15 protein-coding genes and 8 pseudogenes are annotated in these 24,884 nt (G+C 64.3%); 8 read left to right on the top strand and 15 right to left on the bottom strand.

Features of this window, described 5'->3' with window-relative positions; genetic code table 11:
- Positions 1 to 259: 259 nt before the first annotated feature.
- The gene (locus IG197_RS35220) at positions 260 to 835 is read left to right on the top strand and encodes a TetR/AcrR family transcriptional regulator (protein ID WP_011117161.1); all 576 of its coding nucleotides are present in this window, start codon (positions 260 to 262) and stop codon (positions 833 to 835) included.
- On the opposite strand, the gene IG197_RS35215 is transcribed toward IG197_RS35220, so the two are convergent.
- Positions 822 to 2,279 (bottom strand): amidohydrolase, encoded by a 1,458-nt coding sequence (locus IG197_RS35215; RefSeq protein ID WP_192321895.1) that lies wholly within the window; start codon positions 2,277 to 2,279, stop codon positions 822 to 824. The genes IG197_RS35220 and IG197_RS35215 overlap by 14 nt on opposite strands.
- A 140-nt stretch (positions 2,280 to 2,419) precedes the next feature.
- A pseudogene (locus tag IG197_RS35210) lies at positions 2,420 to 3,733 on the bottom strand (Tn3-like element IS1071 family transposase); the annotation flags it as partial.
- Between the two features lie 136 nt (positions 3,734 to 3,869).
- Here IG197_RS35210 and IG197_RS35205 point away from each other — a divergent pair.
- Positions 3,870 to 5,084, top strand: a pseudogene (locus IG197_RS35205) (NAD(P)/FAD-dependent oxidoreductase); the annotation flags it as partial.
- A 108-nt stretch (positions 5,085 to 5,192) separates the two neighbouring features.
- Complete coding sequence (locus IG197_RS35200) at positions 5,193 to 6,740, top strand: IS91-like element ISPps1 family transposase (protein WP_008328818.1); 1,548 nt, start codon at positions 5,193 to 5,195, stop codon at positions 6,738 to 6,740.
- Positions 6,741 to 6,847: 107 nt separating this feature from the next.
- On the opposite strand, the gene IG197_RS35195 is transcribed toward IG197_RS35200, so the two are convergent.
- From IG197_RS35195 to IG197_RS35185, 3 genes are all read right to left on the bottom strand, one after another.
- A complete protein-coding gene (locus tag IG197_RS35195) occupies positions 6,848 to 7,228 on the bottom strand; it encodes a ring-opening amidohydrolase (protein WP_064987548.1) in 381 nt (126 codons plus the stop codon).
- 261 nt (positions 7,229 to 7,489) lie between these two features.
- Entirely contained in the window at positions 7,490 to 7,939 is a 450-nt protein-coding gene (locus IG197_RS35190; protein WP_040435306.1) for a nucleoside deaminase, read from the bottom strand.
- 7 nt (positions 7,940 to 7,946) lie between these two features.
- Positions 7,947 to 8,822 carry a hypothetical protein gene (locus IG197_RS35185; RefSeq protein WP_058487124.1) on the bottom strand — a complete coding sequence of 292 codons (876 nt, stop codon included), beginning with the start codon at positions 8,820 to 8,822 and terminating at the stop codon, positions 7,947 to 7,949.
- Here IG197_RS35185 and IG197_RS35180 point away from each other — a divergent pair.
- Both IG197_RS35180 and istB read left to right on the top strand, forming a co-directional pair.
- Positions 8,799 to 9,095: pseudogene (locus tag IG197_RS35180) on the top strand (IS21 family transposase); the annotation flags it as partial. The gene IG197_RS35185 and the pseudogene IG197_RS35180 sit on opposite strands and share 24 nt — an antisense overlap.
- Positions 9,085 to 9,927 (top strand): IS21-like element ISAav1 family helper ATPase IstB, encoded by an 843-nt coding sequence (gene istB, locus IG197_RS35175; protein WP_019372643.1) that lies wholly within the window; start codon positions 9,085 to 9,087, stop codon positions 9,925 to 9,927. The pseudogene IG197_RS35180 and the gene istB, both read left to right, overlap by 11 nt.
- Before the next feature lie 264 nt (positions 9,928 to 10,191).
- Here istB and IG197_RS35170 read toward each other — a convergent pair.
- The 9 genes and pseudogenes from IG197_RS35170 to traJ form a co-directional block, all read right to left on the bottom strand.
- A pseudogene (locus tag IG197_RS35170) lies at positions 10,192 to 14,513 on the bottom strand (zincin-like metallopeptidase domain-containing protein).
- Between the two features lie 3 nt (positions 14,514 to 14,516).
- Positions 14,517 to 14,906 carry a protein TraD gene (locus IG197_RS35165; protein ID WP_006122510.1) on the bottom strand — a complete coding sequence of 130 codons (390 nt, stop codon included), beginning with the start codon at positions 14,904 to 14,906 and terminating at the stop codon, positions 14,517 to 14,519.
- A gap of 21 nt (positions 14,907 to 14,927) precedes the next feature.
- Positions 14,928 to 16,985: pseudogene (locus IG197_RS35160) on the bottom strand (DNA topoisomerase III).
- Positions 16,986 to 16,996: 11 nt separating this feature from the next.
- Positions 16,997 to 17,533 carry a conjugative transfer signal peptidase TraF gene (gene traF / locus IG197_RS35155; protein WP_006122512.1) on the bottom strand — a complete coding sequence of 179 codons (537 nt, stop codon included), beginning with the start codon at positions 17,531 to 17,533 and terminating at the stop codon, positions 16,997 to 16,999.
- Positions 17,530 to 19,443, bottom strand: a complete 1,914-nt coding sequence (locus IG197_RS35150) for a type IV secretory system conjugative DNA transfer family protein (RefSeq protein WP_000694765.1) — start codon at positions 19,441 to 19,443, stop codon at positions 17,530 to 17,532. The genes traF and IG197_RS35150 overlap by 4 nt, the downstream gene beginning before the upstream one ends.
- Positions 19,440 to 19,674: pseudogene (locus IG197_RS37065) on the bottom strand (conjugal transfer protein TraI); the annotation flags it as partial. The gene IG197_RS35150 and the pseudogene IG197_RS37065, both read right to left, overlap by 4 nt.
- Before the next feature lie 64 nt (positions 19,675 to 19,738).
- Complete coding sequence (locus IG197_RS37060; RefSeq protein WP_371746630.1) at positions 19,739 to 20,353, bottom strand: LPD7 domain-containing protein; 615 nt, start codon at positions 20,351 to 20,353, stop codon at positions 19,739 to 19,741.
- A 440-nt stretch (positions 20,354 to 20,793) separates the two neighbouring features.
- Positions 20,794 to 21,511: pseudogene (gene traI, locus IG197_RS37055) on the bottom strand (TraI/MobA(P) family conjugative relaxase).
- A 189-nt stretch (positions 21,512 to 21,700) separates the two neighbouring features.
- On the bottom strand, positions 21,701 to 22,075 hold the full coding sequence (traJ, locus tag IG197_RS35140; RefSeq protein ID WP_000426567.1) for a conjugal transfer transcriptional regulator TraJ: 375 nt from the start codon (positions 22,073 to 22,075) through the stop codon (positions 21,701 to 21,703).
- Positions 22,076 to 22,448: 373 nt separating this feature from the next.
- On the opposite strand from traJ, the gene IG197_RS35135 reads away from it, so the two are divergent.
- The 3 genes from IG197_RS35135 to IG197_RS35125 are packed head-to-tail and all read left to right on the top strand — an operon-like array spanning position 22,449 to position 24,012.
- Positions 22,449 to 22,847, top strand: coding sequence for a TraK family protein (locus IG197_RS35135; protein WP_001127128.1), 399 nt, complete (start codon positions 22,449 to 22,451; stop codon positions 22,845 to 22,847).
- The gene (locus IG197_RS35130) at positions 22,847 to 23,572 is read left to right on the top strand and encodes an ArsA-related P-loop ATPase (RefSeq protein ID WP_011114058.1); all 726 of its coding nucleotides are present in this window, start codon (positions 22,847 to 22,849) and stop codon (positions 23,570 to 23,572) included. Before IG197_RS35135 ends, IG197_RS35130 begins: the two co-directional genes overlap by 1 nt.
- Positions 23,572 to 24,012: a conjugal transfer protein TraM gene (locus IG197_RS35125; protein ID WP_000718516.1), complete on the top strand. Its 441-nt coding sequence runs from the start codon at positions 23,572 to 23,574 to the stop codon at positions 24,010 to 24,012. Before IG197_RS35130 ends, IG197_RS35125 begins: the two co-directional genes overlap by 1 nt.
- A gap of 201 nt (positions 24,013 to 24,213) precedes the next feature.
- Here the strand turns inward: IG197_RS35125 and kfrC are convergent.
- Positions 24,214 to 24,863 (bottom strand): annotated as a pseudogene (kfrC, locus tag IG197_RS35120) (IncP plasmid survival protein KfrC).
- Positions 24,864 to 24,884: the final 21 nt, after the last annotated feature.

Here is a 24,884-nt window from a genome sequence, read left to right as displayed (position 1 = left end):
TGAAAACATCCCTGTCCCGTAGCAAGATCCGGTGCATCGCAACCATTGCCATGCAGATCGGGAGCTGCCTATCATCGAGAGCTAGTTATCATCGAGAGCTGGTTATCATCGAGAGCTGCGCATTATCGAGTTATCGAGAGCTCTCCATGATCAGGGCTGCCCATGCCTGGCTCGCCAGGCCGAACATTGAAACTCGAATAGTCAAGCTCGAACAGTCAAGCTCGAACATTGCGCTCTTCTGAATTATTGACGGTATGACATGACCAAAGAACCAGGCACCAGAGCTCTTGAAACCCGGAAAAGAATCATTGCTGCGGCACTTGAACTCACCCTGCGACAGGGTGAAAGCGGCATCACCATGACCGAGATCTACAAGCTGGCAAACATTTCCAGAACTTCCCTGTACCGCCACTTCAGCACTGTCGAAGAAATCCTGACCAGCATCTATTTAAAGATCAGAAGCGAATTTGAATCGGGCCTGCAAAATGCCATAGAGGCAAACCCTTCGGCGGAAAACCGGCTGGATGTGGTGACAGATTACCTGCACCACTTCTTTACCAGTGACCTTGCCCAGAAGCTCAGCGCCGCCAATACCAGCTACCTGAAAAAATTGAGCCTTATCAGTTTCGATGCCCGGGTCGACATGTACAAAAAAGTTCTGGGGCCGTATTTCGACATTGCCGAACAGCAAAAAGGCGCGCCGGTGGACCGGGATCTGGTCGCCTATTTCATCACCCACTACTATGCATCCATGGCACTCTACGGGGGTTATGGTAGACCCGAGGCAATAAACCTTTTGCTCAAGAAACTCATCACCGGCCTCAGCATGGTGTGACACCGGTGCCCCGTCGAAGGGCTGCCACCAAAGGATCGCCGTAAATCACCCGGCGAAACACCCCGTCCGCAGCCCGGGCCAGCTCCATTTCATCAAGGCCCGGAAATTCACCGTTGCGCCACACCACCTTGCCGTTGATCACGGTCATGTCCACGGGGCCGGAAAAACCCACTTTCGCGGGCAGGCTCCGTGGATCGTGGTTGGCGCCGATGTATTCGATCCGGTTCAGATCGACGGCAAAGAAATCCGCAGCCCTGCCCACGGCGAGGGCGCCGAGATCAGGCCGGTTGAGGCAATCCGCACCACCCTGGGTGGCCATGCGCAGAAAGTCATAGGGAGCTGGCACCGGATGCTGGCGCTCACTGGCCTTCAGGCACTGGAGCAGGTAGGCAAGGCGGATGCACTCGGCGAGGTTCGAGCTGTCGTTGGAGGCGTGGCCATCCACCCCAAAGCCCACCCGCACACCTGCCGCCGCCATGGCGGGAATGTCGGTGACTTCGGCACCCACCAGAAACACCGGCGCCGGGCAATGGGCAACACCGGTGCCGGTGGCGGCAAGGCGGGCGATGTCCGCTGCGGTGAATTCCCAGCCGTGGGCGAGCCACACATCCGGCCCGACAAAGCCCCGGTTTTCGCACCAGTCGAGGCTGCGCTCGCCAAAACGGGCCACCATGGCGGGGGTTTCCCCCTCCCCCAGATGGGTGTGCAGGCTCACCCCCAGGTGGCGGGCCAGACGGGCAGACTCGACGAAGGTTTCCGGGTAGGCAATCACCGGCCCGCAGGGCGCCACCACCACCCGCTGCATGGCGAAGGGCCGCGGGTCATGAAAGCGGCTCACCAGGCGTTCGCAATCGGCAAGAAAAGTATCGGTGCTCTCCCGCATGGCATCGGGAATGGTGCTGCCCTCCGCCATCGGCAGGGTGATGCAGCCGCGCCCGGCGTGAAAACGCAGCCCCAGCAGGTTAGCGGCATCAAACTGGCGGTCCACCAGAAAGGGTCCACCCCGGCGGCTGTAGTTGTACTGGTGATCAAACGCGGTGGTGCAGCCGTGCTTGATCAGCTCCGCCATGGACACCACTGTGCTGTGGTAGATGCAGTCTTCATCCACCAGGGCAAACACCGGGTAGATCTTGCGCAGCCAGGCCAGCACATCAAGCTGGGTCCAGTCGAGGGGGGCAAGATTGCGGACAAAGGCCTGAAAAAAATGGTGATGGGTGTTGATCAGCCCCGGATAGGCGGTCAGCCCCCGGCAGTTCACCACCTCAACACCCTGTTCCTGGCCAACGCCAATTGGGGCCAGAGTTCGGGGCAGATCCGGGCCAAGGCCAATAATCTCCCCGTCTCTCACCAGAATATCGACGCCATTAAGCACCGTGCCCGCGACATCCCCGGTGACCAGCTGGTGAAACCCGGTGTAAAGAGTAGGTGTGGCGGTGTGGCTCATGGTATCTCCCTTTTTCTGGTAAACCTGTCTGATGGCATGGTTTCACGAAACACCGGTGTTTGTCAACGTAGTTGTCGTGTAGACCGTGTTTTTATGCAGCCTCGTTCAACTGCATTTCTTGCCTCTCCGGATTGAGTGTGTTCCCGGTCTGGGCTGGAGATCGAAACCTGCCAGATCATTCCCAGACTTGGTGCCACCACTTCAACTGGCAGCTTTCTGGATCCTTTGAGATATAAAGCTTGCAGCTTGGCAAGGTACTCGATGGCAGGATGCTCGCCGGTGGCCTGCCAGGGCAGCTTTGCAATGGCGACGAGCAACGACCGCACGGGGCGAATTCCATCAATCAATCCCTCGCGGACCAGGGAGGCCCTGCTCGGTGGTTTGCGTTTCTGGGTTTCGGTGATCAAGGCTTCAAGACGGGCACGCAACTCAGCATCTGGCACCGCACCTTGCGCGCTCAAGGCAACAAGTTCGCCGAGCAGCGTTTTGTACATTGCGGCCCAATTGACGGTAGCGGGGACATCGGCGGCAGCCTGACGCCACAGATCGGCGATCCGGCGCTGCACCATAAGGATCAACTGGTCTGTGGTGGTGAACAGGCAATACCGAAGAAAGCATGCGACCTCCACGGTGCGCGCTGGCTCTTTGATCTTGGCTCCGGCTGAGGGCGGCCTGGAGACAAGTCGGCGCGCGTAGCGGCGCAAGATGAGATCGGGGATGTCTGCCAGGTGCTTATGAACGTCCAGCGTGTAAAGCAGGTCGATGCGCTCCAGTACCTCGCTGATTTGGCGGGTTGAGTGTTTCGCCGGTGCAGCCCATAGCCAACTCTGCTGGGTTTGTCCATCTGGGCGCAGCTCTGAAACTGAGGCTCGCCAGCGATCAAGTGTTGCTGGATCAACGCTGGCGGCGATGGCGGTGCCTGTTTCAACTTCAAGCTGGGCAAGTGCCGCCGCAATCAGTGTCCGAATTGCCCGCTCGTGCACGATCACCAGCTTGTTCTTGTACAGCCATTGACGCGCCCGCACGAGTAGCTGATCGCGGTCGGCGCAGCGCGCCACTTCGTCGCGCAGTTCACGTACCAGTGAGCGGCGCTGGTGCTCGCTCATCCACTGGAATCCAAGGACCGTGCAGGCTACTTGTTGGTGATCGAATAGCGTGCGCCCGCGTTCATACATGGCTCTCAGCGAGGCGACTTCTGGTGCTGCAATGCCAAGCTCGTTGCCAAGGTGGCGCCACAAGGCTACTGGAATTACCCGAAAGGCACCGAGCAAACGCCCACTCATGCGCAGGAAACCAATATGGAGCGCCAGACCAAGCTTGTGGGAATCACCTCGGCGTGCATTGATTGCGTCGCGCTCGGCACCATCGAAGGTGAAAAATGCCTTCATCTCGAAGTCGCTGATATCGCGGGGGAGCCCACGCATCCCCAAAAACGTTGTGTGCCAACCCTGCATCGTGAACCTCAAAAGTGGGAGGCCACCATACCCGTTTACAAAGCGAACAGGAAAGTCAATGAAATCAACGGTCTACCCAGACCACCCCCGCGCCAGTGCTAGCTTTGCGTACCGTCACTTATTGCACTGAAAACGAGGAGACCCCGCCATGGCCAAAATGCGCAAGGTCACCACCGTTCGCGGCTACGGTGCCTTTGTCGGCGCCAACCACCTCGAAGTGGAAGAAACCACCGGCACGGGCCAGGAGAAGACGGGCACCAAGAAGGTCATCGCCTTCAAGCGCGCCATCATCGCCGCTGGCAGCCAGGCCGTGCGCCTGCCGTTCATGCCCAACGACCCGCGCGTGGTCGATTCCACCGGCGCGCTGGCGCTCAGCGGCGTGCCCAAACGCATGCTCATCCTGGGTGGCGGCATCATCGGCCTGGAAATGGGCACGGTGTACAGCACCCTGGGCGCACGCCTGGATGTGGTGGAGATGATGGAAGGCCTGATGCAGGGCGCCGACCGCGACCTCGTCAAGATCTGGCAAAAGATGAACGCCAAGCGCTTCGACAACATCATGTTGAAGACGAAAACCGTCGGTGCCGAGGCCACACCTGAAGGCATCAAGGTCACATTCGCGCCAGCGGAAGAGGGCGGCACCGCCCCCGAGCCACAGGTGTACGACCTGGTGCTGCAGGCCGTGGGCCGCACGCCCAACGGCAAAAAGATCGCTGCTGAAAAGGCTGGCGTGGCCGTCACGGACCGTGGCTTCATCAACGTCGATATCCAGATGCGCACCAACGTGCCGCACATCTTTGCCATCGGCGACATCGTGGGCCAGCCCATGCTGGCGCACAAGGCGGTGCATGAGGCACACGTGGCGGCAGAAGTGATTGCCGGTGAACTGCAAGGCAACAAAGAGCTGGCAAGCGCCGCCTTCAACGCCCGCGTGATCCCAAGCGTGGCCTACACCGACCCTGAAGTGGCTTGGGTGGGCCTGACGGAAGACCAGGCCAAGGCCCAAGGCATCAAGGTCAAGAAGGGCCTGTTCCCCTGGACGGCCTCGGGCCGCGCCATTGCCAACGGCCGCGACGAAGGCTTCACCAAGCTGCTGTTCGACGACAGCCCCGAAGCAGGATCAGGAGACGGCCATGCTGGCCGGGGCCACGGCAAGATCCTGGGCGGTGGCATGGTCGGCACCCACGCGGGCGACATGATCGGAGAGATCGCGCTGGCTATCGAGATGGGTGCGGACGCAGTGGACATCGGCAAGACCATCCACCCGCATCCGACGCTGGGCGAGAGCATCGGCATGGCGGCGGAAGTGGCGCATGGCAGCTGCACGGATGTGCCGCCTGCGCGCAAGTAAGTCCGCAGCCAAGCTACCCTGACAAGGCCCGAACTGGCGACGGTTCGGGCCTTGTGCTTTGCGTACCCAAACAATCGCCGCAGAATACTGTGCATTTGTACAGCATTCATGTCAGCCACTTCCAAGCCCAAGCTCTACAACCCACGCCACCCCGAACGCACGCTGCTGTACCAAACGGTAGCCGAGCACTACGAGACCTGGCTAGAGTTGGCCAGCGCGGGTCAGTTCGACGGCCAGGGCGACCACCACACCCCCAAGCCCTTCGTGCGCAAAGCGTTTGCCAAGTATCTTGAGTGCGGCATCTTTGCCCATGGCTTTGCCCGCGCTCGCTGCGGCGACTGTGGGCACGACTACTTTGTAGCCTTCTCCTGCAAAGGCCGGGGAGTCTGCCCCTCGTGCACCACCCGGCGCATGGTGGAGACAGCAGCGCACCTGAACGATCACGTATTCCCCCGCCTGCCGGTGCGCCAGTGGGTGCTCTCCGTGCCCAAGAGGTTGCGGTACTTCATGCAACGCGACGGAGCGGTGCTGAGCATGGTGCTGCGCATCTTTCTGCGGGTGATCGCACAAACTCTGCAGACCCACAGCCCCGGTGCGGCCCATATGGACAAGGCAGGCCTGCACATCGGTGCCATCGCCTTCATTCACCGATTCGGCTCCAGCCTCAATGAACACGTCCACTTCCACGTTTGTGTGGTGGACGGGGTGTTTGAGGAAGTGGAGGGCGAGGGCGATGCTGATGCGACCCCTCGAATCTCATCGCCGGGTGTCATCTTTCACGCGGCCACCGGCATCGATGCGGCTACCGTGGCCCCAGTGCAGACCACACTGCAAAAACGCATCCTGCGCGCCTTCGTTGCTCGGGGCCTGCTGGAGAACTGTGACGCCAAAGACATGCTGGGCTACAAACACAGCGGCTTCTCGGTGGACGCCGGTGTCTGCATCGAAGCCCACGACCGCGCTGCGCTGGAGCGGCTGCTGCGCTATTGCGCGCGTCCACCGTTTTCCATGGAGCGCCTACGCAAAGAGGGAAGCAAACTGGTGTACCGCTGTGCCAAACAGCGCAGCGAGCCCACCAGTGACAAGCGTGGTGCCAAGGCAGATGAGCTGCACCTCACACCGCTGGAACTGATCGACCGCATCGCCGCGCTGGTGCCACCGCCACGCACCCACCGGCACCGCTACTTTGGTGTGCTGGCACCAAACTCGCCGCTGAGAGCGGCGGTAACGGCGCTGGCCCAGCCTGCTGCGTCGCAACCAGCCACGGTGGAGACTGCACAACCTGGCGCGGGCGTACCTGGGGTGGCGGCGCCGGGCAACGCGGCCACACCCACACCCGAACCTGAAGCACGCCCGAAGCGAGCGGCGCATTACTTGTGGGCGGTGCTGATTGCCCGCATCTACGAGGCATTTCCGCTGCTGTGCCCCATGTGCGGTGGGCAGATGCGCATCATTGCCTTCATCACCCACAGCGCCGAAATCCGCCACATCCTGAACCACATCGGGGTGGAGTCTGCCCCCCCGCACATCACCCCGGCACGCGGGCCACCGCTGTGGGAGGGCTGCGACGCGCCGGTGGATGATGGTGCGCAAGGCGAGCCGGATTGGGATCTGGCAGCTCAACCCGACGAGGTAGACCAGCGCGTCAATTGGTGACCCAGTGAAGCGGCGGTATCCATCGCTGCGGGGAAGCAGCTGCACGCGCGCCAGGCCCAAATGCATACTGCCTCCCAAGCTCTTGCCATTGAGCGGCAAGCGAGCGCTCAACCTTCCTTGGCCGAACGTGTTTCGAGGCCCAAAACTCGTGCCATACTTGGCCTCATGCGGTTGAATTTCCTATCCGTGGGCACATCAACGTCAAAGAATACAGTGAGATGAGGAGAAATCACTCCTTCACAGCCACCCGACATGATGATCGGCACAGCATCCACCGCAGTCATCTCCATGAATTGCTGCAGATAGTGCCGCAGGGCTGCTGTGGCGAATCCGCGTGTGTAGTCGTTGACGCAGCCGTTACCCTCCGTCTTCCCGAGAATACCCGTGATCTTCCTGTGAGGGATACCCGCCGCCGCAAGCGCTCGGTCGAGCGCCCCTACATCGTCCGGCCCAGACTGCGCCACTTTTATAAGCGATGACGTATCCATAGGTGAATCAGATTAAATTCCGCAAAGCTAGCCGCCCAGTACTCGTTTTCTAGCCGTGGCCCGATCAGTCATGGGCGAAAGACAGAAGCTGGTTCAATCGTCAAATCAAGTCGATGGCACGCGACACTCGCGTGTTGCGCGGCGAGCCTCCGCGAGCTGCCCTTACCCGCTCAATAAGATCCTCATCGAAAGGAATTTTCTGAAGCCTCGTAAGACCGTGGACCGCTTCACTACCGAGTTTGGCCGCATTGTACATGGCGGTCACACCCCTGCTTGCGCAAAAAAATTGCCACCATCTTCCCGGATCAGCTCACGCTGCTGCGTGATCATACGGGAGAGCAGTTCCGCGCAGGCCTCACTGCGGGTGTGCACGACCTCGACTCCTAGCTCCCGCAGACGATCTTCACCCCACTCGCGAACGGTTGGGGTGCCGATCACGACCTTGGGAATACCATATAGGATCATCGCTCCTGTGCACATTGGACAGGGCGAAAGCGTCGTGTAGAGCACAGTTTCTCGATAAAATTCCGGCGGTTGCCGACCGGCGTTGGCGAGCGCAGTCATTTCTGCGTGATGGAGAGTGCTGCCGGTCTGCGCCCGGAGATTGCGTCCGCGTGAGACCAGCTTGCCGCGGTGGACGAGTACCGATCCGATGGGAAGGCCTCCCTCTAGGAAACTTGCTTCCGCCTCCTCGATTGCGATCTGCAGCATGCTTGATTCAAATTTCGTGTGTTCCATAGGTTATTTTTAGACCTGTCAGGCAAAGAATAGATACGAACACCGCATTGAGCACAGAGTAACCCACTCGCGACCCAATCGCCTTCCAACCCGGGTGCCCGATGTAGATGCTCGTCGGAAACGGGCTGCCGAACGCGCCCGTGAGAATCGACGATACGCCATTATAAAGCATTGAAGGCAGCATCGGGTAGCGATCCCCGGCGGCCGTCGCAGATTCAATGTTTTGCAGGGAGATGATCACACTGATGCATCCGATGGGGAGAATTACAGGCAGAAACAGGGGAAGCATCGAGAACGAAGCGACCAGATCGCCCAACACAGGAACTGGCGGATAGAAAGCGAGGCGGGCATCAGCGAGGTTTCCGACCGGGACTACCTGCGCGCCTTGGACAAAATGGAGCATCCACGCTAGGCCAGTGCCGGTCACCAGGATGATCAGGCCGGAAGGGATCCCACCCTTGATGCGAAGCCGTCCAAAATAGAACAGAAATGTGACACCGAGTGTGACGAGCCCGAGAAGCGGAGAGGCGTAGGCACGAAAGAAAAAGTCCATCGAAAGGAAACAGAGGCCAATGCCTCCAACGGGTGCGAGCAGCGCAGCCCGTGGCGTAAATCGACGGATACTCTCCGCCACGAAACTGCCGAAGAACTCGATGAGCCCCGAGACGAAACAAGCCAGTATACCGGCCCGCCAAGCAAAGATAGCGACATCATCCCCGGTCAATCCCTGTGCCTCGCCGATGAATTTCGCTGGGTAAAGTACGAGGAAAACAAAGGCGATTAAGGTGATGATGTTGATGCCGAACGGCAGTGCACAGACGTCGCTTCGCCCCTGCAAGCGCACCTGCTTCGCCACCCTGGCGGCGACCGGGTGATGGCCCAGGTGCTCATGGCCATCACCCTGCACGGGCTCGATGACGTGCTGGTGGCCGTGGAGTTGGCGCTGCAATCGGGCCGCGTGAGTGCCGACCATGTGCTCAACGTGCTGGCCAGGCTCAAGGAGCCCCAAGCCGTGCAAAGCCTGCCTGAAGCAGCCTTGCCTTCACTGACGCTGCACGAGCCGCCTCAGGCCGACGTGTCGCGCTACGACAGCCTGCGCCAGTCCCAGGAGGATGACCATGTCCAATGACATCGCAGCAAGCCTCAAGGGCTTGAGCCTGCACGGCATGGCCAGTGCCTGGCCGGAACTGCTGGGCATCGCCCGGCTCAAATCGCTCGACCACGAAGCCCTTCTGCATCAGCTCATCAAGGCCGAGGGCGCGCACCGGGAAGTGCGCTCCATGGCCTACCAGATGCGGGTGGCCCGATTCCCTCACCACCGCGATCTGGCTGGCTTTGCCTTTGATCAGGCCCAAGTGGACGAGGCGCTGGTGCGTCAGCTGCACGAGTTCAAGTTCATCGACTCAGCCCACAACGTGGTCTTCGTGGGCGGCCCAGGCACGGGCAAAACACACCTTGCCACAAGCCTGGGCGTTCATGCCATCCGTGCACATGGTAAGCGGGTGCGCTTCTTCTCGACCGTCGAGCTGGTCAATCTGCTGGAGGCCGAGAAAGCTCAAGGTAAGGCCGGGCAACTGGCACATCGGCTCATGTACGTGGATCTCGTCATCCTCGACGAGATGGGCTATTTGCCCTTCAGTCAAGCCGGTGGGGCCTTGCTGTTCCACCTGCTGTCCAAGCTGTACGAGCGCACCAGCGTGGTCGTCACCACCAACCTGTCGTTCTCGGAGTGGGCCAGCGTGTTCGGCGACGCCAAGATGACCACCGCGCTACTCGACCGACTCACCCATCACTGCCACATCGTCGAAACCGGCAACCAGAGCTGGCGCTTCAGGCACTCGACTGCACAACCGTCTTCGATCATCAGAGCCACACGAACCAAAACGGCCAAAGGAGCACCCCAGACAGATCACGCAGTAGACTTATCCACATCCGAACAGTCCATTTCTTCGTCAACTTAGTGGCTCAGTTTTGGACGTGACGCCTGGCTCAGTTTTGCTCGTGATTCAACACAGACCACCCCCGCGCCAGTGCTAGCTTTGCGTACCGTCACTTATTGCACTGAAAACGAGGAGACCCCGAGCGAGGCGAAAAAAAACCGCCTCGGGGTGTCCGAGGCGGCAAGTCTGCATGCGGTTCAGGGAGGAAGAAACCGCGCCGGCGATCAGGGAGGAAAACCGCGCGGCCTGATGTGCAGCTCGGCCACTTTAGCCGGATTTTTCGACTTATCCGATGCGAGCGGCCCGCCGTGGGCGCTGCTCGATCTGCTGTTGCTTTTTCTCGACGTGCTTCTGCTCCTGGTGCTGCTGCTCGTCGCGCTGCACCTGGCTGATGGCCGCGCCGATCTGCCGCTTCACGCCCTCGATGCCCAGCTCGCTCTTGTGCGCCAAGTCGTTGAAGTCGGTGTGCTGCTTCATCGTGGACAGCGCCGCGATCTGCGCGCCGCTCAACATCGACGCCTTGAGCTTGGCCGCCTCGTCGCCGGCCAGCTCGACCTTGCCGGCGGCGGCGTCGGCAAGGCGCTGCTCGGCGCGCAGGTGGGTCTTGAAGCTGTCGGGCGTGATGGCGGGCAAGTCGCGCGGGTAGGTGTTCTCGGCCGGCGCGAAGATCGGGAAGATCGCCTTGCCGCCCACGGCCTGGGCGGCCGCCTCGGCCTTCTCCCGGCCGGGGTTGTTGCCGTGGGTCATGACCAGGTGCCGGTCGTCGTCGCCGGCGATGATGACCGGCTTGTCCGGGAACTGGCGTGCAGCGCCTTCGCCACGGCCTCAAGGTTGCCGCTGTCGAAGGCGGCGACCGTGGCGTGGCCCACGGCCTCGGCCACCTGGGCCGCCGTGGCGTAGCCCTCCGAGATCACCAGCGCCGGCGCGGCCGCCAGGGCGTCCATGCCGCCGACCGGGTGGAAGCATCCTTCCTTCTTCGAGTCCTTGGCGAACCGCTTAGTGCCGTCCTCCTGGATGTATTGCATCGTCCATTGCTTGCCCTCTGCGTCGAAGGCCGGGATGTAGGTCTTCTGGCCTTCGCGGTCGGTCATCACGCCGGCCTGCGCCTGGATGCCTTTGGCTTGCAGGTAGGGCGTCGGCTGCTCGATGGGCACGAGGTCGGCCATCTGCCGACCGACGCGCTGCGCGGTGGCCTCCTGGGCCTTGTCCTGCTCGACGGCTCGCTGTGCCAGCTTCTCGGCCTGGAGCGCCTCGCTCAAGGCGTAGCCCTTGCTCTTCCAGGTAATGTCCGTGCCGGTCTTGTTGTTGATGATCCGCCCGGCCGGGTGCCCGTCCAGGTGGCCCACGTAGAAGCCATCGAGCGCGCCCTTCTTGCCGCCCTCGACCGGCACGCGGTGCCGCTTGCCATCCATGATCGGGTGATCGCCCTGGGCGTTGCTGCCGGTGAACAGGCCGGCGCTGCGCATGGCCTCGGCGAACTCTTCCCTTGGCGTCATCGCTGGCCCTTGCTGGGCCTGCACGTTCTCGGGCTTCCAGCGTTCGAGCTTCGCCGCGTCGGCGCGCGGGCCGACATACCAGGACTTCGCGGCCTTGTCCCAAAGCGCGCCGGCGGCCTTGGCCGCGTTGCGCTGCTCGTAGGGCACGGCCAGGTACTGGCGGGCCTGCTGGGCCTGCTGCGCGGGCTTCTGCGCCTCGCCCTGGGCTTCGGGTGCCGGCTGGGCCGAACGCGGCTCTACGGCCGCTGTAGCGGCTCCCTGCGCCCATTTGGCGAAGGGAGCGGCATCGGTGCCCGGCGGCACGTACCAGGACTGTTGCTGCCGATCCCAACGCGCCCCGAGGCTCTTGGCCTCGTCCTTCTCCTTGTACGGCACGTTGATGTACTGCCGTTCGGGCTTCTCGGCCTGCGGCTGCGCCTGCTGCCGCTCGCGTTCCTGGCGCTCCAGCTCGGCCGCGCGGCGCTGCGCGTCGCTGTCGTTGAGCATGGCCGACGCCTCGGCGGTCTTGCGTGCCTCTTTAGCGGCTGAAATGTCCTCTTCGGTCGCGTTGGGGTCGCGCCGTACACGCTCTTCCTGCACGCGGGCCAGCTTGGCGGCGCGCTCGTGCTGGTTGTCGGTGCCCAGCGCATCGACCAGGTGCAGGCGCTCGGCCAGAGCCTCGGCCTGGCCCTCGGTGCGGGTGCCGGCGACGAAGGCAAAGGCGTCCTCGCCGAACTGCGCATCGGCCTTGCGCGCGTAGACCTGGAACGCCTGCGGCTCGATGCCGGCCTGGGCGGCATCGACGGTCTGGCCGTCCTGCTCGGCCACGCCGACGATGCGCAGCTCTCCGCTCCAGTCGGGCGGCAGCTCAACGCCAAGGTGTTGACGGGTCGCGTCGGCGAACGCCTGGCCGTCGATCTCGCCGGCGGCGAGCTGCCGGCGCGCGGCGGCGGCCTGCTCGATGCCCTGCACCGCGTCGGCAGGATGGGCGGCCAGCAGGGCGGCCGCCTGGTCGTTGGTCGGTGGGGTCATGTTCGCCTCCTGGTCTGCGACGGCCGCTTGCTGCTGGGTCAGCGCCGGCAGGGCCATCAACTGGTCGGGCGCGTAGTTGTTCAGCTCGTCCAGGCTGCGAACCTGGTGGGGTTCACCGTCCTGGTCGTGGAACGCAAAGATGCGCTGGCCGTCGCTCCACCTGGCTTCGGCGTCGATGCTCGACACGATCTGTTCGCCGTGCTGCTGGAGCTGCTGCGCGAGGTGGAGCTGTTCGGCCATGTTGGCGAACTCTTGCGCCAAGCCCTTGCGCTCCAGGTAGGCGTTGTCGGTGTCGGTGTGGCTCGGGTCGATGCCGAACACCGGCGACAGCCGGTCATGCGCGACCGCGTAGAACTGCTCGGGATCGGTGCCGGTGATGCTGCCCACGGTTTCGAGGCCACGGCTGCGCAAGGCGTCTTCCAGGGTGTCGCCCTGGAATGCCTGGTAGTGGCTGAAAGACACGTCCGGGTTGTCCAGGACTTCGGCAATGTCCACGGCCAGGGCCTGGGCCACGGCTTCGTCCTGGGCCTGGCTCTGCTGCTGGTCTTGCTCCTGAACCTGCTTCTGCTCGAAGGCCAGCACGTAGTCGTGAATCTTCTCGGCATCGGCGGCCGCGCGGAACACCTCCAGCGGCTCGTCTTGCAGCGCCTTGATCCACGAACCCACATAGGCGGCGTGCTGGCCCGGATCGTGGCCGATGCCCAGCTCGTCGCCGACGATCATGGAAGCGATCTCGGCGCGCAGCTCTTCCTTGGCGTACCCCTCGCTCCCGAACGGGTGCGCCAGGTCGCGGTCAAGGCGCGAAGCGTGGCCCGTCCAGTGGCCCAGCTCGTGCAGCGCGGTCGCGTAGTAGCGGTCGGAGCTGGGGAACTGGCCGCGCTCCGGCAGGGTGATGCTGTCGGTCGAAGGGCGGTAGAACGCCCGATCACCGGCGGCGTGGGTGATCGTCGCGCCCGAGGCTTTCAGGATGTGCTCGGCGCGCTCGACGGCGTTCCAAGTCTGTTCCTTCTTCGGCTGGAGCGGCGGCAGGCCGTCGATCTGCTCGCCGTTGAACACGGTCGCAAAGAACACGCGCGGCCGCTCCAGCATGACGGTTTCCTTGACCGGCTGGCCCTTCGCATCGAGGACGGGCCGGCCGCTGTCGTCCAGCTTGTCTTGCTCTTCGCTGAACTTCCAGTATTGAACCGGCGTGCCTTTCGCCCTTGCGAACCTGCGCGCCCACGGCGGCGGCCTGCTTGTAGGTCATCCAGCGCGCATCGCTGCGGCCCTGGGCCATCAGGTGGATGGCGTTGATCCCTTTGTACCGCTTGCCGGTGGTCGGGTTCATCGGCAGGTAGGCGTTGGGTTCGCCCGGCTCCCACGGCTTTTGCCACGGTGCGGTGCCGGCCTTGAGCTGCTCGATCAGCTTTTCGGCCACGACTTCGTGAAACGGCTTCTTCGGCTCCATGTTCTCGTCCCTTCGGAATAGCTCGTTGAACTGAGGGAAGTTCTGCTGTGTCCGGGAACGGTCGCGCAGGCCCTGGGCGACCATGCACACGATGTTGTGCAGGTCGTCGGCCTGCATGGGCCGCACGCGGGCGATGCAGGTTTCCGTGAATGACTGTTGGCCGCGCTGCTGCACCTGGTCGGCGACCTGGTGCTGGCTCGGCTCGATGCCCTCGCAGTGCAGGGCAAACACTTCCTCGGCGCGCACGTCCAGGGACTGGCCGGCATAGCGCCGGTTCACGTCATCCCATAGCGGCTTGAGGGTGGGTTCGTTGCGGGCGGCCGCCAGGCCGTCCAGCAAGGCGCGCTTCTCGCCCGGCGCGAAGGTGTTGGCCCCGTAGTGGCCTAGCACCTCGTGCCGCAGCGTCATCAGTAGGTCGCTGGCGCTCTCGACGTTCTGCAAGGGCACGTCCACGCGGCCACGGTAGGCGCGGCCGGCGTGCAGCGTCTCCTTGGGCACGTAGCCGCCCTTCATGTCGGCCGGCACCTCGGCCGCTCGCGGCCCGTACAGCTCGGCCGCGTCCTCGCGGAACTTGTAGGCCAGCTCCAGCGCGCCGGGTAGTCGCGGACGAAAGCCCGCGTCACCCCTTGCGCCTCGGCTTTCGTGATCGGCATGGGTCAGCCCTCCGACGCCTTGCGCGCGGCGGCCTGGGCAACCGTCTCGCCGGGCCGCAGGTCGTACAGCTCGCGGGCGTTCGTGGTGGTGATGAACGGCGGGATGTCGGCGCTCGGGCCTTCGTCGTCCAGGAATGCCGGCTCCAGCGCGCCATCGACTTCCACCAGGTCGTCGCCGCTCGCGGCGGCGTCCTGCTCGGACAGCGCGTCCTCCACGAACGCGCCCACGCGCTCGGCTTCGTCGGGGTCGAACTCGACCTGGAAGCCGGGCGTCAGCGCGTCGGCCATCTTCTCGCGCACGGCCTCGCGGCCGGCGGCGTCGTCGTCAACCGGCGGCAGGACGGCCAGCGGCTCGTCGTGGGCGGCGGTGTTGGTGGTGGTTTGCTCGTTCATGGTCGATCTCCTTCGCTGTGGTCATTCGGATGCCGGGCCGTTGCGGCCCTTGCTGTAGTCGGGCCGACCCTTGAGGTCGGGGTAGGTCTGCTTGCATGTGGGGAAGTTGCTGCAACCCCACCAGAATTGCCCCTTCTTCTTGCTCGGCCGGCGCGACGTCGCCGCCGCAGGCCATGCACTTGTGAAGGGATGACACCGGCGCGGCTTCCTTGCCGCCGGCGATGGTCACGGCTCCGCTGTTGGCCTTCGCCACCTGGTCGCGGATGAACGTCTCTTGCTTCGTGATGAAGGCGTCCAGGGCGGCCGTGCCCTGCTCGACGCCTTTCAGCATCCGCTCGTAGAGCGCGGTCAGCACGGGCTTTTCACAACCTCGGGCAGCGCGTCGATGACGCTGCGGCCGAGGGTCGTGCTGATGATCTGCTTGCCTTTGACGGCCAGGAACTCGCGCCGCTTCAACTCGGAAATGATCGACGCGCGGGTGGCCGACGTGCCGATGCCGTCGCCCTCGCGCAGCATCTTCTTGTGCTCGGCATCGCTGACGAACTTGTGGATGTTCTCCATCGCGCGGATCAGCGTGCCCTCGGTAAAGCGCGCTGGCGGCTTCGTCTTGGCGTCCTTGCGGGTGGCGTCCGTGCAGGTCACGGCGTCGCCCTGGGCCATCGACGGCAGGGCCTGCGTGCCGCTGTCGTCGTCCTCGTCCTTCTCGCCTTCCTCGTCGGCCTGGCTGTACACGTCACGCCAGCCGTTGCGCGTGACTACCTTGCCGCTCGCGGCGAAGTTCTCGCCCGCGATCTCGACGCCCACGGTGGTCTGCATGTACTCGTGCAGCGGGTAGAACTGCGCCAGGTAGGCGCGCACGATCAGGTCGTAGATGTTGCGCTCGCGCTCGCTGAGGGCGGCCTTGCTGCCCTTCTGCATGGTCGGCACGATGCCGTGGTGCGCGGTGATCTTCGAGTCGTCCCACGTCTTGGACTTGATACGCGGATCGGCACCATCGACCAGGCCGGCCAGTTCGGGGTTGACGTGCTTGATCGCCTCCAGCACGCGCGGCGCGTCGGCGTGCTGCGACTCCGGCAGGTAGGCGCAGTCGGTGCGCGGGTACGAGGTCAGCTTGTGCGTCTCGTAGAGCGCCTGGCAGGTGTTCAGCACGTCCTCGGCGCTGTAGCCGAACTTGGCCGAGGCCAGTGCCGTAATGTCGGACAGGGCGAAGGCCAGCGGCTGGTTCTGCTTCTTGGCCTCCTGTTTGTACGCGGCGATGGTGCCCGGCTGGCCCTTGACGGCGGCCACCAGGGCGTCGGCGACGGCGGTATCGACAAGGCGGCCTTCGCTGTCCAGGCCGGCTTGATCCTCCTTCGCCTTCCATGCGGCGGCGAAGCTGCCGCCGGCGTGCTGCACCACCGCCCGGATGGTGTGGTACGGCACGGCCTTGAATGCCTCGATCTCGCGGTCGCGGGCGACCACGAGGGCCAGCGTCGGCGTCTGCACGCGGCCCACGGTCAGCAGGGCGCGCGAGCCGCGCTGCGCGCGCAGCGTGTACGCGCGGCTGAGGTTCATGCCGATCAGCCAGTCGGCGCGCTGCCGCCCGCGTGCAGCGTCGGCCCAGCCTGCATAGGTGGTGTTCTCCTTCAACGCGGCCAGGCCGCGCTTGACGGAAACGGAGTCCTGCGCGCTCACCCAAAAGCGGCGCACCGGCTTGCTGTTGCGGAAGTGCTCCAGCACTTCGTCAACCAGCAACTGGCCTTCGCGGTCGGGGTCGCCGGCGTTGACGATCTCCTTGGCCTCCTTGAGCAGCTTGCCGATCACGGCGAGCTGCTTCTTCGCGTCGTCCTTGGGCTTGAGAATCCAGCTCTCGGGGATGATGGGCAGCTCATCGACGCGCCAGACCTTCTTGCCGGACTGGCCGCGCGGCACGTCATCGGGCGTGTACTCGTCGGGGTCGGCCTGTTCGAGCATGTGCCCGAAGCACCAGGTCACTTTGTCGGTGCCGCACTCGATGAAGCCGTCGCCCTTGCCGGTCGCGCCCAGCTCGCCGGCGATGGCCTTGGCGACGGACGGCTTTTCTGCGATGAAAAGGCGCATGGTGTGTCTCCCTACCAGGTGATGACCGGACGGATCACGGTCTTGATTTGCGAACGATTGATCGGGCCGAAGTAGCGGCCGTCGAAGGATGTGGCGCTCACGTCCGACATAAGCAGCACCTCGGAATTGCCGAGCGTGTAGCTGTTGGACTGATAGCGCGGCAGCGGCCGACCGGCCTTGTCGGCCTTGATCGGCGCGCTGAGGGGCAGCAGCTCGCCGTTGACGCGCACGCCGTCATCGGCGACGGCGACGGCATCGTCTTTAGCGGCTAAAACGCGCTTCATCATGTAGCCGTAGCCGCCCTGGCAGAAGCCGGCCCCGATGTAGCCCCTCTCCTTGGCGTCATCGAACACGCCGAGCTGCGGCGGGCAGAAGAGGACGTAGGCCCCCTTCTCCACCGGCGCGCTGCTCGTCCAGTACAGGCCGACCGGAATGCTCTTGGTGGTGTTCACGCGGGCACCGGCGGCATAGCCGCCGGCGGCCAGCAGCAGGGCGGCCACGCCCGCGATGACGACGCCTGCCGCGATGCGTTTCAGGATGCGGCTCATATCGTGATGCCCTCCCCTTCCGTCTCGGCCTGTGCGACGGCGCGCAGGCGGTCGCTGACCTTGGGCGCAGGGATCGCGGCGCGTGCCGAGAACACTGGGTCTTTGAAGTACAGGGGTTGCTTGCCGTAGATCGCCGGGTAGCCCGCGACGTAGATCACCATGTCGCCGGCTTCTTCGATCTCGCCCTGGGCGTTCTTCTTTGGCCCCGGCATGCGCAGGCATTCGTCGGGCGTCAGCAAGGGCCGCTGCACTTCCTGGTAAGTGCGCGACACCTGGCCCAGCATCGCCGCCGTGCGGCGGCCGCTGGTCGTGATCTGCTCCTTCACCACGGTGGTCTGCCCGGTGAGGCGGGACAGGTGTTCGGCCGTCTCGACGCGGTTGGGCGGGTAGGCGTTCTGCACGTGGCAGTTCGACGTGATGCTTTCGTCGTGGCCGTAGCCCGTCTCGCGGCTCTTGAGCTGGTTAATGTCCTGGCAGATGAGGTAGCACTTGATGCCGTAGCCGGCCACGAAGGCCAGCGACTCTTGCATGATCTCCAGCTTCCCGAGGCTCGGGAACTCGTCCAGCATCATCAAGAGCCGGTGCTTGTAGTGCGCCACCGGCCGGCCGCCCTCGAAGTCCATCTTGTCGGCCAGCAGGCGCACGATCATGTTCACCATGACGCGCACCAGCGGCCGCAGGCGGGCCTTATCGTTGGGCTGGGTGACGATGTAGAGGCTTACCGGGTCGTCCTCGTGCATCAACTGCTTGATGCGGAAGTCCGACCGGCTGACGTTGCGGGCCACCACGGGGTCGCGGTACAGGGCCAGGTACGACTTGGCCGTGGACAGCACCGATCCGGCTTCTTCCTCGGGCCGATCCATCATGTCGCGGGCCGCCGAGCCGATGGCGTGATGGTTCTGGCCGTCTACGTGCCCGTAGGTCGCCATTTCCATCCAAAGCTCGCCAATGTCCCGGTTCGGGTCGGCCAGCATCGCATCGACGGACGGCAGCGTGGCGGTGCCGCCATCGTCCTTGGCCTTGTACAGCGCGTGCAGGATCACGCCGACCAGGAGCGCGAAGGCGGTCTTCTGCCAGTGCGAGTCCAGGCCCTTGCCGTCCGGGTCAACGATCAGCGTGGCAAGGTTCTGCACGTCACCCACCTCGTATTCGGTGCCGAGGCGGATTTCGTCCAGCGGATTCCAGCAGACGCCGCCCGAGGTGCTGGCCGGCTCGAAGCGCAGCACCTTGTTCTTGGCGTGCTTCTGCCGCCAGCCGGCGGTCAAGGCCCACAACTCGCCCTTCAAGTCGGTGATGACGCTGCTCGCGCCCCACGACAGCAGCGTGGGCACCACCAGGCCGACGCCCTTGCCCGAGCGCGTGGGCGCGTAGGTCAGCACGTGCTCGGGGCCGCTGTGCCGCAGGTAGAAGAAATTGCCGTCCTTGTCCTGCCAGCCGCCCACGTACACGCCGGTAGCCGTGGGTGCGGCCTTGCCGGTGACGATCTCCAGGACGTTGCGCTCGCGTGGCAGCAGGCCGGCCGCCTGAATGTCCTTCTTCTCGGCCCAGCGGGCCGAGCCGTGCAGGTACTCGTTCGCCTTCGAGCTGTTGGACGTGACGACCTTCGCCACGGCCACGCCCAGCAGGCCCACGGTCGAAACCAGCATCCCCATGCTGCCGGCCTTCATGATCTCGTCCGGGTACTGGCTGTACCACTTGTACGTCCAGTGCAGGATCGACCAGGGCGCGTACACGTGGCCCACGTTGGGGCCGAGGGTCGCGTGATAGGCGAACGTGTGGGCGAAGAACTGCGTCGCGGCCTGGAGGCCGCCGACCATCGAGGCCGCGCCCAGCACCGGCAGCAGCTTGCTCGGCTTCGGTTTGGCGGTTCGGACTTGCGGCCCTACCGCGTTGTTCATCTTGATCTTCATCTACTCCTTCCTTTCGACGTTTTGATGGAGCCTTTCGCGGTGATCGAGACGGCATCGCCGACCGCGATGCGCGTCAAGCGCCGGGCCGTGGCCTGGTCGATGGGCATAACCATGACCTCATCACCGTTTCAAGAGGGCCAGCGCCTGGCCCTCGATAGTCCTGGTGCCCTGGAACGTGAGCGCACCATCACCGGCAGTATATCGGGAATGCTTCGGTATATCGAAACCTTTAGGCGCTTTGCCTCGCGTTCGGCGATGTACTTGTCGGCGGCGGCGACGCCCGGCGGCGTCTGGCCTACTCCTGTTCCTGGCCGAGAAATTCCCCGTCGCAGTGCGTGATCTGGTTGGGTTCCTTGCTGCTCCACGTGACGAGGAACATCACGCGGCAATAGCACTTCACTTCCGCCGGCGATGCGAACCACACCGAGTTCGGACAGTGCTCGCAAACGGTGCTGGCTTTGGGGCGGCGGTTTTCTTCCAAGGCGTCCAACGTCGGGCTTCCGGTGGACGGTGGCGGCGTGAAGGCCGGCGTCGGCGCGGTCGCCTCGGCCGGCGGCTGGCCGGCCGTCGCCTGCTCGGGCGACGGCTGCGGCTCCGGTAGCGTGCTGGTCGGCAGCGGGCCGCTGTCCAGGGCCGCCAGCGCCGCGTCCAGTTCGTCCTCGATGCTCTGGTCTTCGGTTCGCTCATGGGTGTTCTCCTTGTTCAAAAGCGCCTGCCGCCGGCTCTCAAGAGCCGGATCGGTGAAGGTGATGGGTAGCTGGGAATCGACGGCGGCGCGGATCATCTGCGCCTTGAACTCCACCGTGCCGTTGACGGTGATGCGGTTGCCGTAGCGTTGCATCGCCAGGCGCAGGGCTTTGCAGCCCTTCGCGCGTGGCCTCGCGGGAGACTTGCAGGCGGTCACCGTCATCGCGCACGGCGCTCATGCCGGCGCGGAAGATGATCGTCCCCTTCTTCGTGATGTTGTCCACCGCCGGCGCGTGGCCGGGCTTCGCCTGGCCCTCGCCCCGGATGGTGTTGCCCTTGAGGCCCTGGGCCGCCTCGCGGGCGCGCAGGGCGGCCAGGGCGTCGGCGCCGCCGTGCTGCGCCTCCTTCTGAGCCAGTCGGCCCACGTGCGCCGGCGGTGCTCGGCGTAGAGGGCCGTGCGCTCCTGCTGGAACTGCTTGTTGATCGCCTGGATTTCGCTGCGCAGGGCCTTGCTCGCCTGGGCGTACAGCAGCTTCTTGTTCGCGCGGCCCTCGCCGACCACCTTAATCGTGGCGCGGCGCAGGCGGTTCGACCTCTTGGCCGCCTCGATCAGCCGATCCTTGCGATGCCGGGCGCGCTCCAGGGCCTGGGCGCGCGCCGTGGTCAGTTCTGCTGCTCGGCCTTGTACTTCGCGTACAGCTCCACGGTGTTGACGCGAAGGCGGATGGGGTCTTTGCGGTACTGCCGCTTCGCGGTGGTTTGCGCCTGCCGTTCGGGCGAAGCCTCGAACGGGCTGCCGCGCCTCCAGGCTCGGCTTGAAAGGTCGCGGGCTACTGTGCTCGCCTTCACCATCGTTCCGTCGCCGGCCTCGAACACGAGGCCATTGGCGCGGACGCGCAGCTCCATTCCGTTGTCGCGCATGACCTGGTGCAGTTCCTGCCAGGACTGCGCGCCCTGATCTCGTCCAGGCACTCGCGCTTGACCCAGCCGACCAGGCTTTCAACGCCGGCATGCCGCTCCATGTCGGCGGCCCGGCCCTCCGCGCCGCGCTTGCGCGGCTCGTGGTTGTCGCGCTCCAGGCCGTAGTCGCGCTCCAGGGCCGTGCAGAGTTCCGCCAGCGCCCGGTGCGGGTAGTACGGCTCGTGCATCGTGTGCCGCGTCGGGTGAATCTTGTTGATGGCGATGTGGATGTGCAGGTTGTCGGTGTCGTTGTGGACGGCACTGATCGCTGATGCTCGCCATAACCCAGCCCGACGCAGATGCGTTCCTCAATCGCGCGCAAGGTGTCGGCGCTGGGCTGCTCGCCGGCCCGGAAGCTGACGATCAGGTGGTAGGTCTTGTCGCCCTTCGCGCGGGTGTTCGTGTGCTGGGTCGCCAGCACCTCCGTGATGGCGTCCTGATGGAACCGGCTTCGCAGTTCGTCGCCTGCACGTGGCCCAGCCGGTGGTCTTTGCTTTGGGCGTCGGTGATGTAGTTCGCCAGGCCCGCGAAGTCGCTCTTGCCAAGCGAGCGCATCGGCACGTGCTTGGCGATCATGGCCGCCCCTCCGGCTTTTTAGCCGCTAAAGAAGTCAAGGCTCGGCCCTCGGCTGAACCACGGCCTTCATGATCCGGCTCATTTCGTCCTGGGTGGCCTCGATCCGGCCCAGCAGGGCCAGGATGGTCGCCTCGCCGAACTGGAGCGTTCGCACGTCATCGGTCAGCCAGAGCTTGAGCAGGCCGCCAAGGCGGCCAAGGTCGCCGTTGACGCGCACCAGCTCGCGCACGTGCTGGTAGTCCATGACGCCCTTGATCTGGTAGCCCTGGCCCACGTCGCGCAGATAGCGCGCCACGCTGACGCCCGCCCTCTTGGCGTTCGCCTCGATCTCGTCTTTCTCTTCGGGGAACACCGGCACCCGCAGGTGCTGCCGCCGCCGGCGGCCGTGTTCCTTTTCGTCGTTCTCCATGCCTCGCCTCGTCTCTCATGCCGGCGGTAGCCGGCTGCCTCGCAGAGCAGGATGACCCGTTGAGCGCCCCCGGCGCGAATAAGGGACAGTGAAGATAGATAACCGGCTCGCCGGTTAGCTAACTTCACACATCCTGCCCGCCTTACGGCGTTAATAACACCAAGGAAAGTCTACACCAGCCATTACGATTTATCCGCAACTATCGCGCTATCAGGCCGCAAAAGCAGCAACGGATATAGCGAAAACCGCCACAATGGCCCATAATGCCGCTATCGAAGCGTGCCAATGCACGCCGATAGCGGACTTTTTGCGTTGCCGTAGCGCCGCTTAGTAGCGTTACATTTGCGATGAGAGGATTAGATGGACGAACACGATGCCAAAGACCTACCCCGAAGAGCTGGCTGAATGGGTGAAGGGACGGGAAGCCAAGAAGCCGCGCCAGGACAAGCACGTGGTCGCGTTCCTGGCCGTCAAGAGCGACGTTCAAGCGGCGCTCGATGCGGGCTATGCGATGAAAACGATCTGGGAGCACATGAAGGAAACCGGCCGGCTGCGCTGTCGGTACGAAACCTTCACCCAGCACGTGAAGCGGTACATCAAGGCCGCGCCGGTAGCTTCCCCGCCGCCTCCCGCCACTCCCCCGGACAGCCAGCCCAAGGGCGCGAAGCCCGAGCCGAAGGCCGCCCCGCCGGCCTCGGAATCCAAGAGTGAGCCGCCCAAGATCGGCGGCTTCACGTTTGATGCGACTCCAAAGAAAGAGGATTTACTGTAATGGCGAAAATTCACATGGTTCTGCAAGGCAAGGGCGGCGTCGGCAAGTCGATGATCGCGGCCACCATCGCGCAGTACAAAGCCGGCAAGGGACAGAAGCCGCTTTGCATCGACACCGATCCGGTGAACGCGACGTTCGAGGGCTACAAAGCCCTCAACGTGCGCCGGCTCAACATCATGGACGGCGACGAGATCAACACCCGGAATTTCGACGCCCTGGTCGAGATGATCGCGTCGGCCGAGGGCGACGTCATCATCGACAACGGGGCCAGCTCGTTCGTGCCGCTGTCGCACTACCTCATCAGCAACCAGGTGCCGGCGCTGCTCCAGGACATGGGCCACGAACTCGTGGTGCATACGGTCGTCACCGGCGGCCAGGCCCTGGTGGACACGGTGAGCGGCTTCGCCCAGCTCGCCAGCCAGTTCCCGGCCGAATGCCTGTTCGTGGTCTGGCTGAACCCGTATTGGGGGCCAATCGAGCACGAGGGCAAGGGGTTCGAGCAGTTGAAGGCGTACACGACCAACAAGGGCCGTGTGTCCGCCATCATCCAGATTCCGGCGCTGAAAGAGGAAACCTACGGCCGCGACTTCGCCGAAATGCTCCAGGATCGGCGCACCTTCGATGAGGCCCTGGCCGATTCGGCGCTCACGATCATGACGCGGCAGCGGCTCAAGATCGTGAAAACCCAGCTCTTCGCCCAGCTCGAAAACGCGGCGGTGCTCTGATGGCGGCCGACGACAAGATCGAGGAGCTGATACGGGAGATCGCGGCCAAGCACGGCATCGCCGTGGGCCGCGACGATCCGATCTTGATCCTCCAGACCATCAACATGAAGCTGATGCAGGACAGCGCATCGGCCCAGCAGGAAATCTTGGACGCCTTCAAGTCGGAACTGGAGTCCATCGCCCACCGATGGGGTGATGACGCCAAGGGAAAGGCGGAAAGGACGCTCAACGCGGCGTTGGCGGCCAGCAAGGACGCCATGACGCGGGGAATGCAGGAGGGCGCGAAGGCGGCCGCCGAGGCCGTGCGGCGTGAGGTTGAGGCGGTGACGGCGCAGCTCGTCGCGCCGATCCGCGAGGCGCGGCGCGTCGCCATGATGAACATGGTCGCGGCCGGCATGGCGGTCGTGGCCGCCGGCCTGGCCCTGTGGGCCTCGCTGTAGATGGCGATGCGGGATCTCATCGTCAGAACTGGCGATGGTCGACCGCGCCGGCGGCATCGCCAGGTTCGGCGATGCTGGCCAGCTCCCGGCATCGTCGCTTGTGACGATGCTGCAGGATGATTCCACCAGGCCCTCGGCGGCCTCCCTCGCCAGAAATGGCGATGCTCGAGAAAAAAGCCCGGCGACCGCCGGGCTTCGTTTTTATGCGGGCCTGGCTGACAGGCCCAAGGACTGCGATCTCCCTGGCCGCTCCTGGGCCTGGGATTGCTTGCGCTCCTGCTCCTGCTTGCGCATCAGCAGCTCATGCCGGCGGGCGGCCTCGCGCATGGCATCCCAATCGGAAGCCAGCTCGGGTTCTCGGCGCGCATCTTGCGCGTCGCCAGCTCTTCGATCTTCGGCGAGTGCAGGCCCATGCCTTCCTTGATCTCGCGGACGGCCTCCAGGCGCGCGTGAAGCGTCTGCAAGCGGGCCTGCTGCTGCGCCTGCTGGTTCTGCCAGGCTCGCTTAGAGCCGGGCAGGAAAGCCGGCCAGGCGCGGACGCCTGGGTCTGCTGCAAACGGGCCTGCTGCCGGTCGATCAGGTTTTCTAGCCTGTCCTCGATGTGCTCCACCTGGTCGTGCTTGGCCTGCACGTAGAGCGCCAGGGTTTCGGGGTAGGACTGCTCGACCGGGGCCGCCTCTAGGGTGGCCTGCTGCTCGATCTCGGCCGCCTGGGCGGCCTCCAGCAAGTCGGCTCCGGTGTCCCGCGCGAAGCGCCGAAGGCGGCACCGCCGAGGGTGGCCGGCAGCTGACGCGGGCCGGCTTGGTGGCGCGGCTCTCGGTGCCGCTGCCGGGGATGGTGAGTCGTTTCAGGGCGTGCCTCCTTTTTAGCCG

Source organism: Aminobacter sp. SR38, from assembly GCF_014843375.1.
GTDB lineage: Bacteria > Pseudomonadota > Alphaproteobacteria > Rhizobiales > Rhizobiaceae > Aminobacter > Aminobacter ciceronei.
This window is presented reverse-complemented; position numbering and strand designations above follow the sequence as displayed.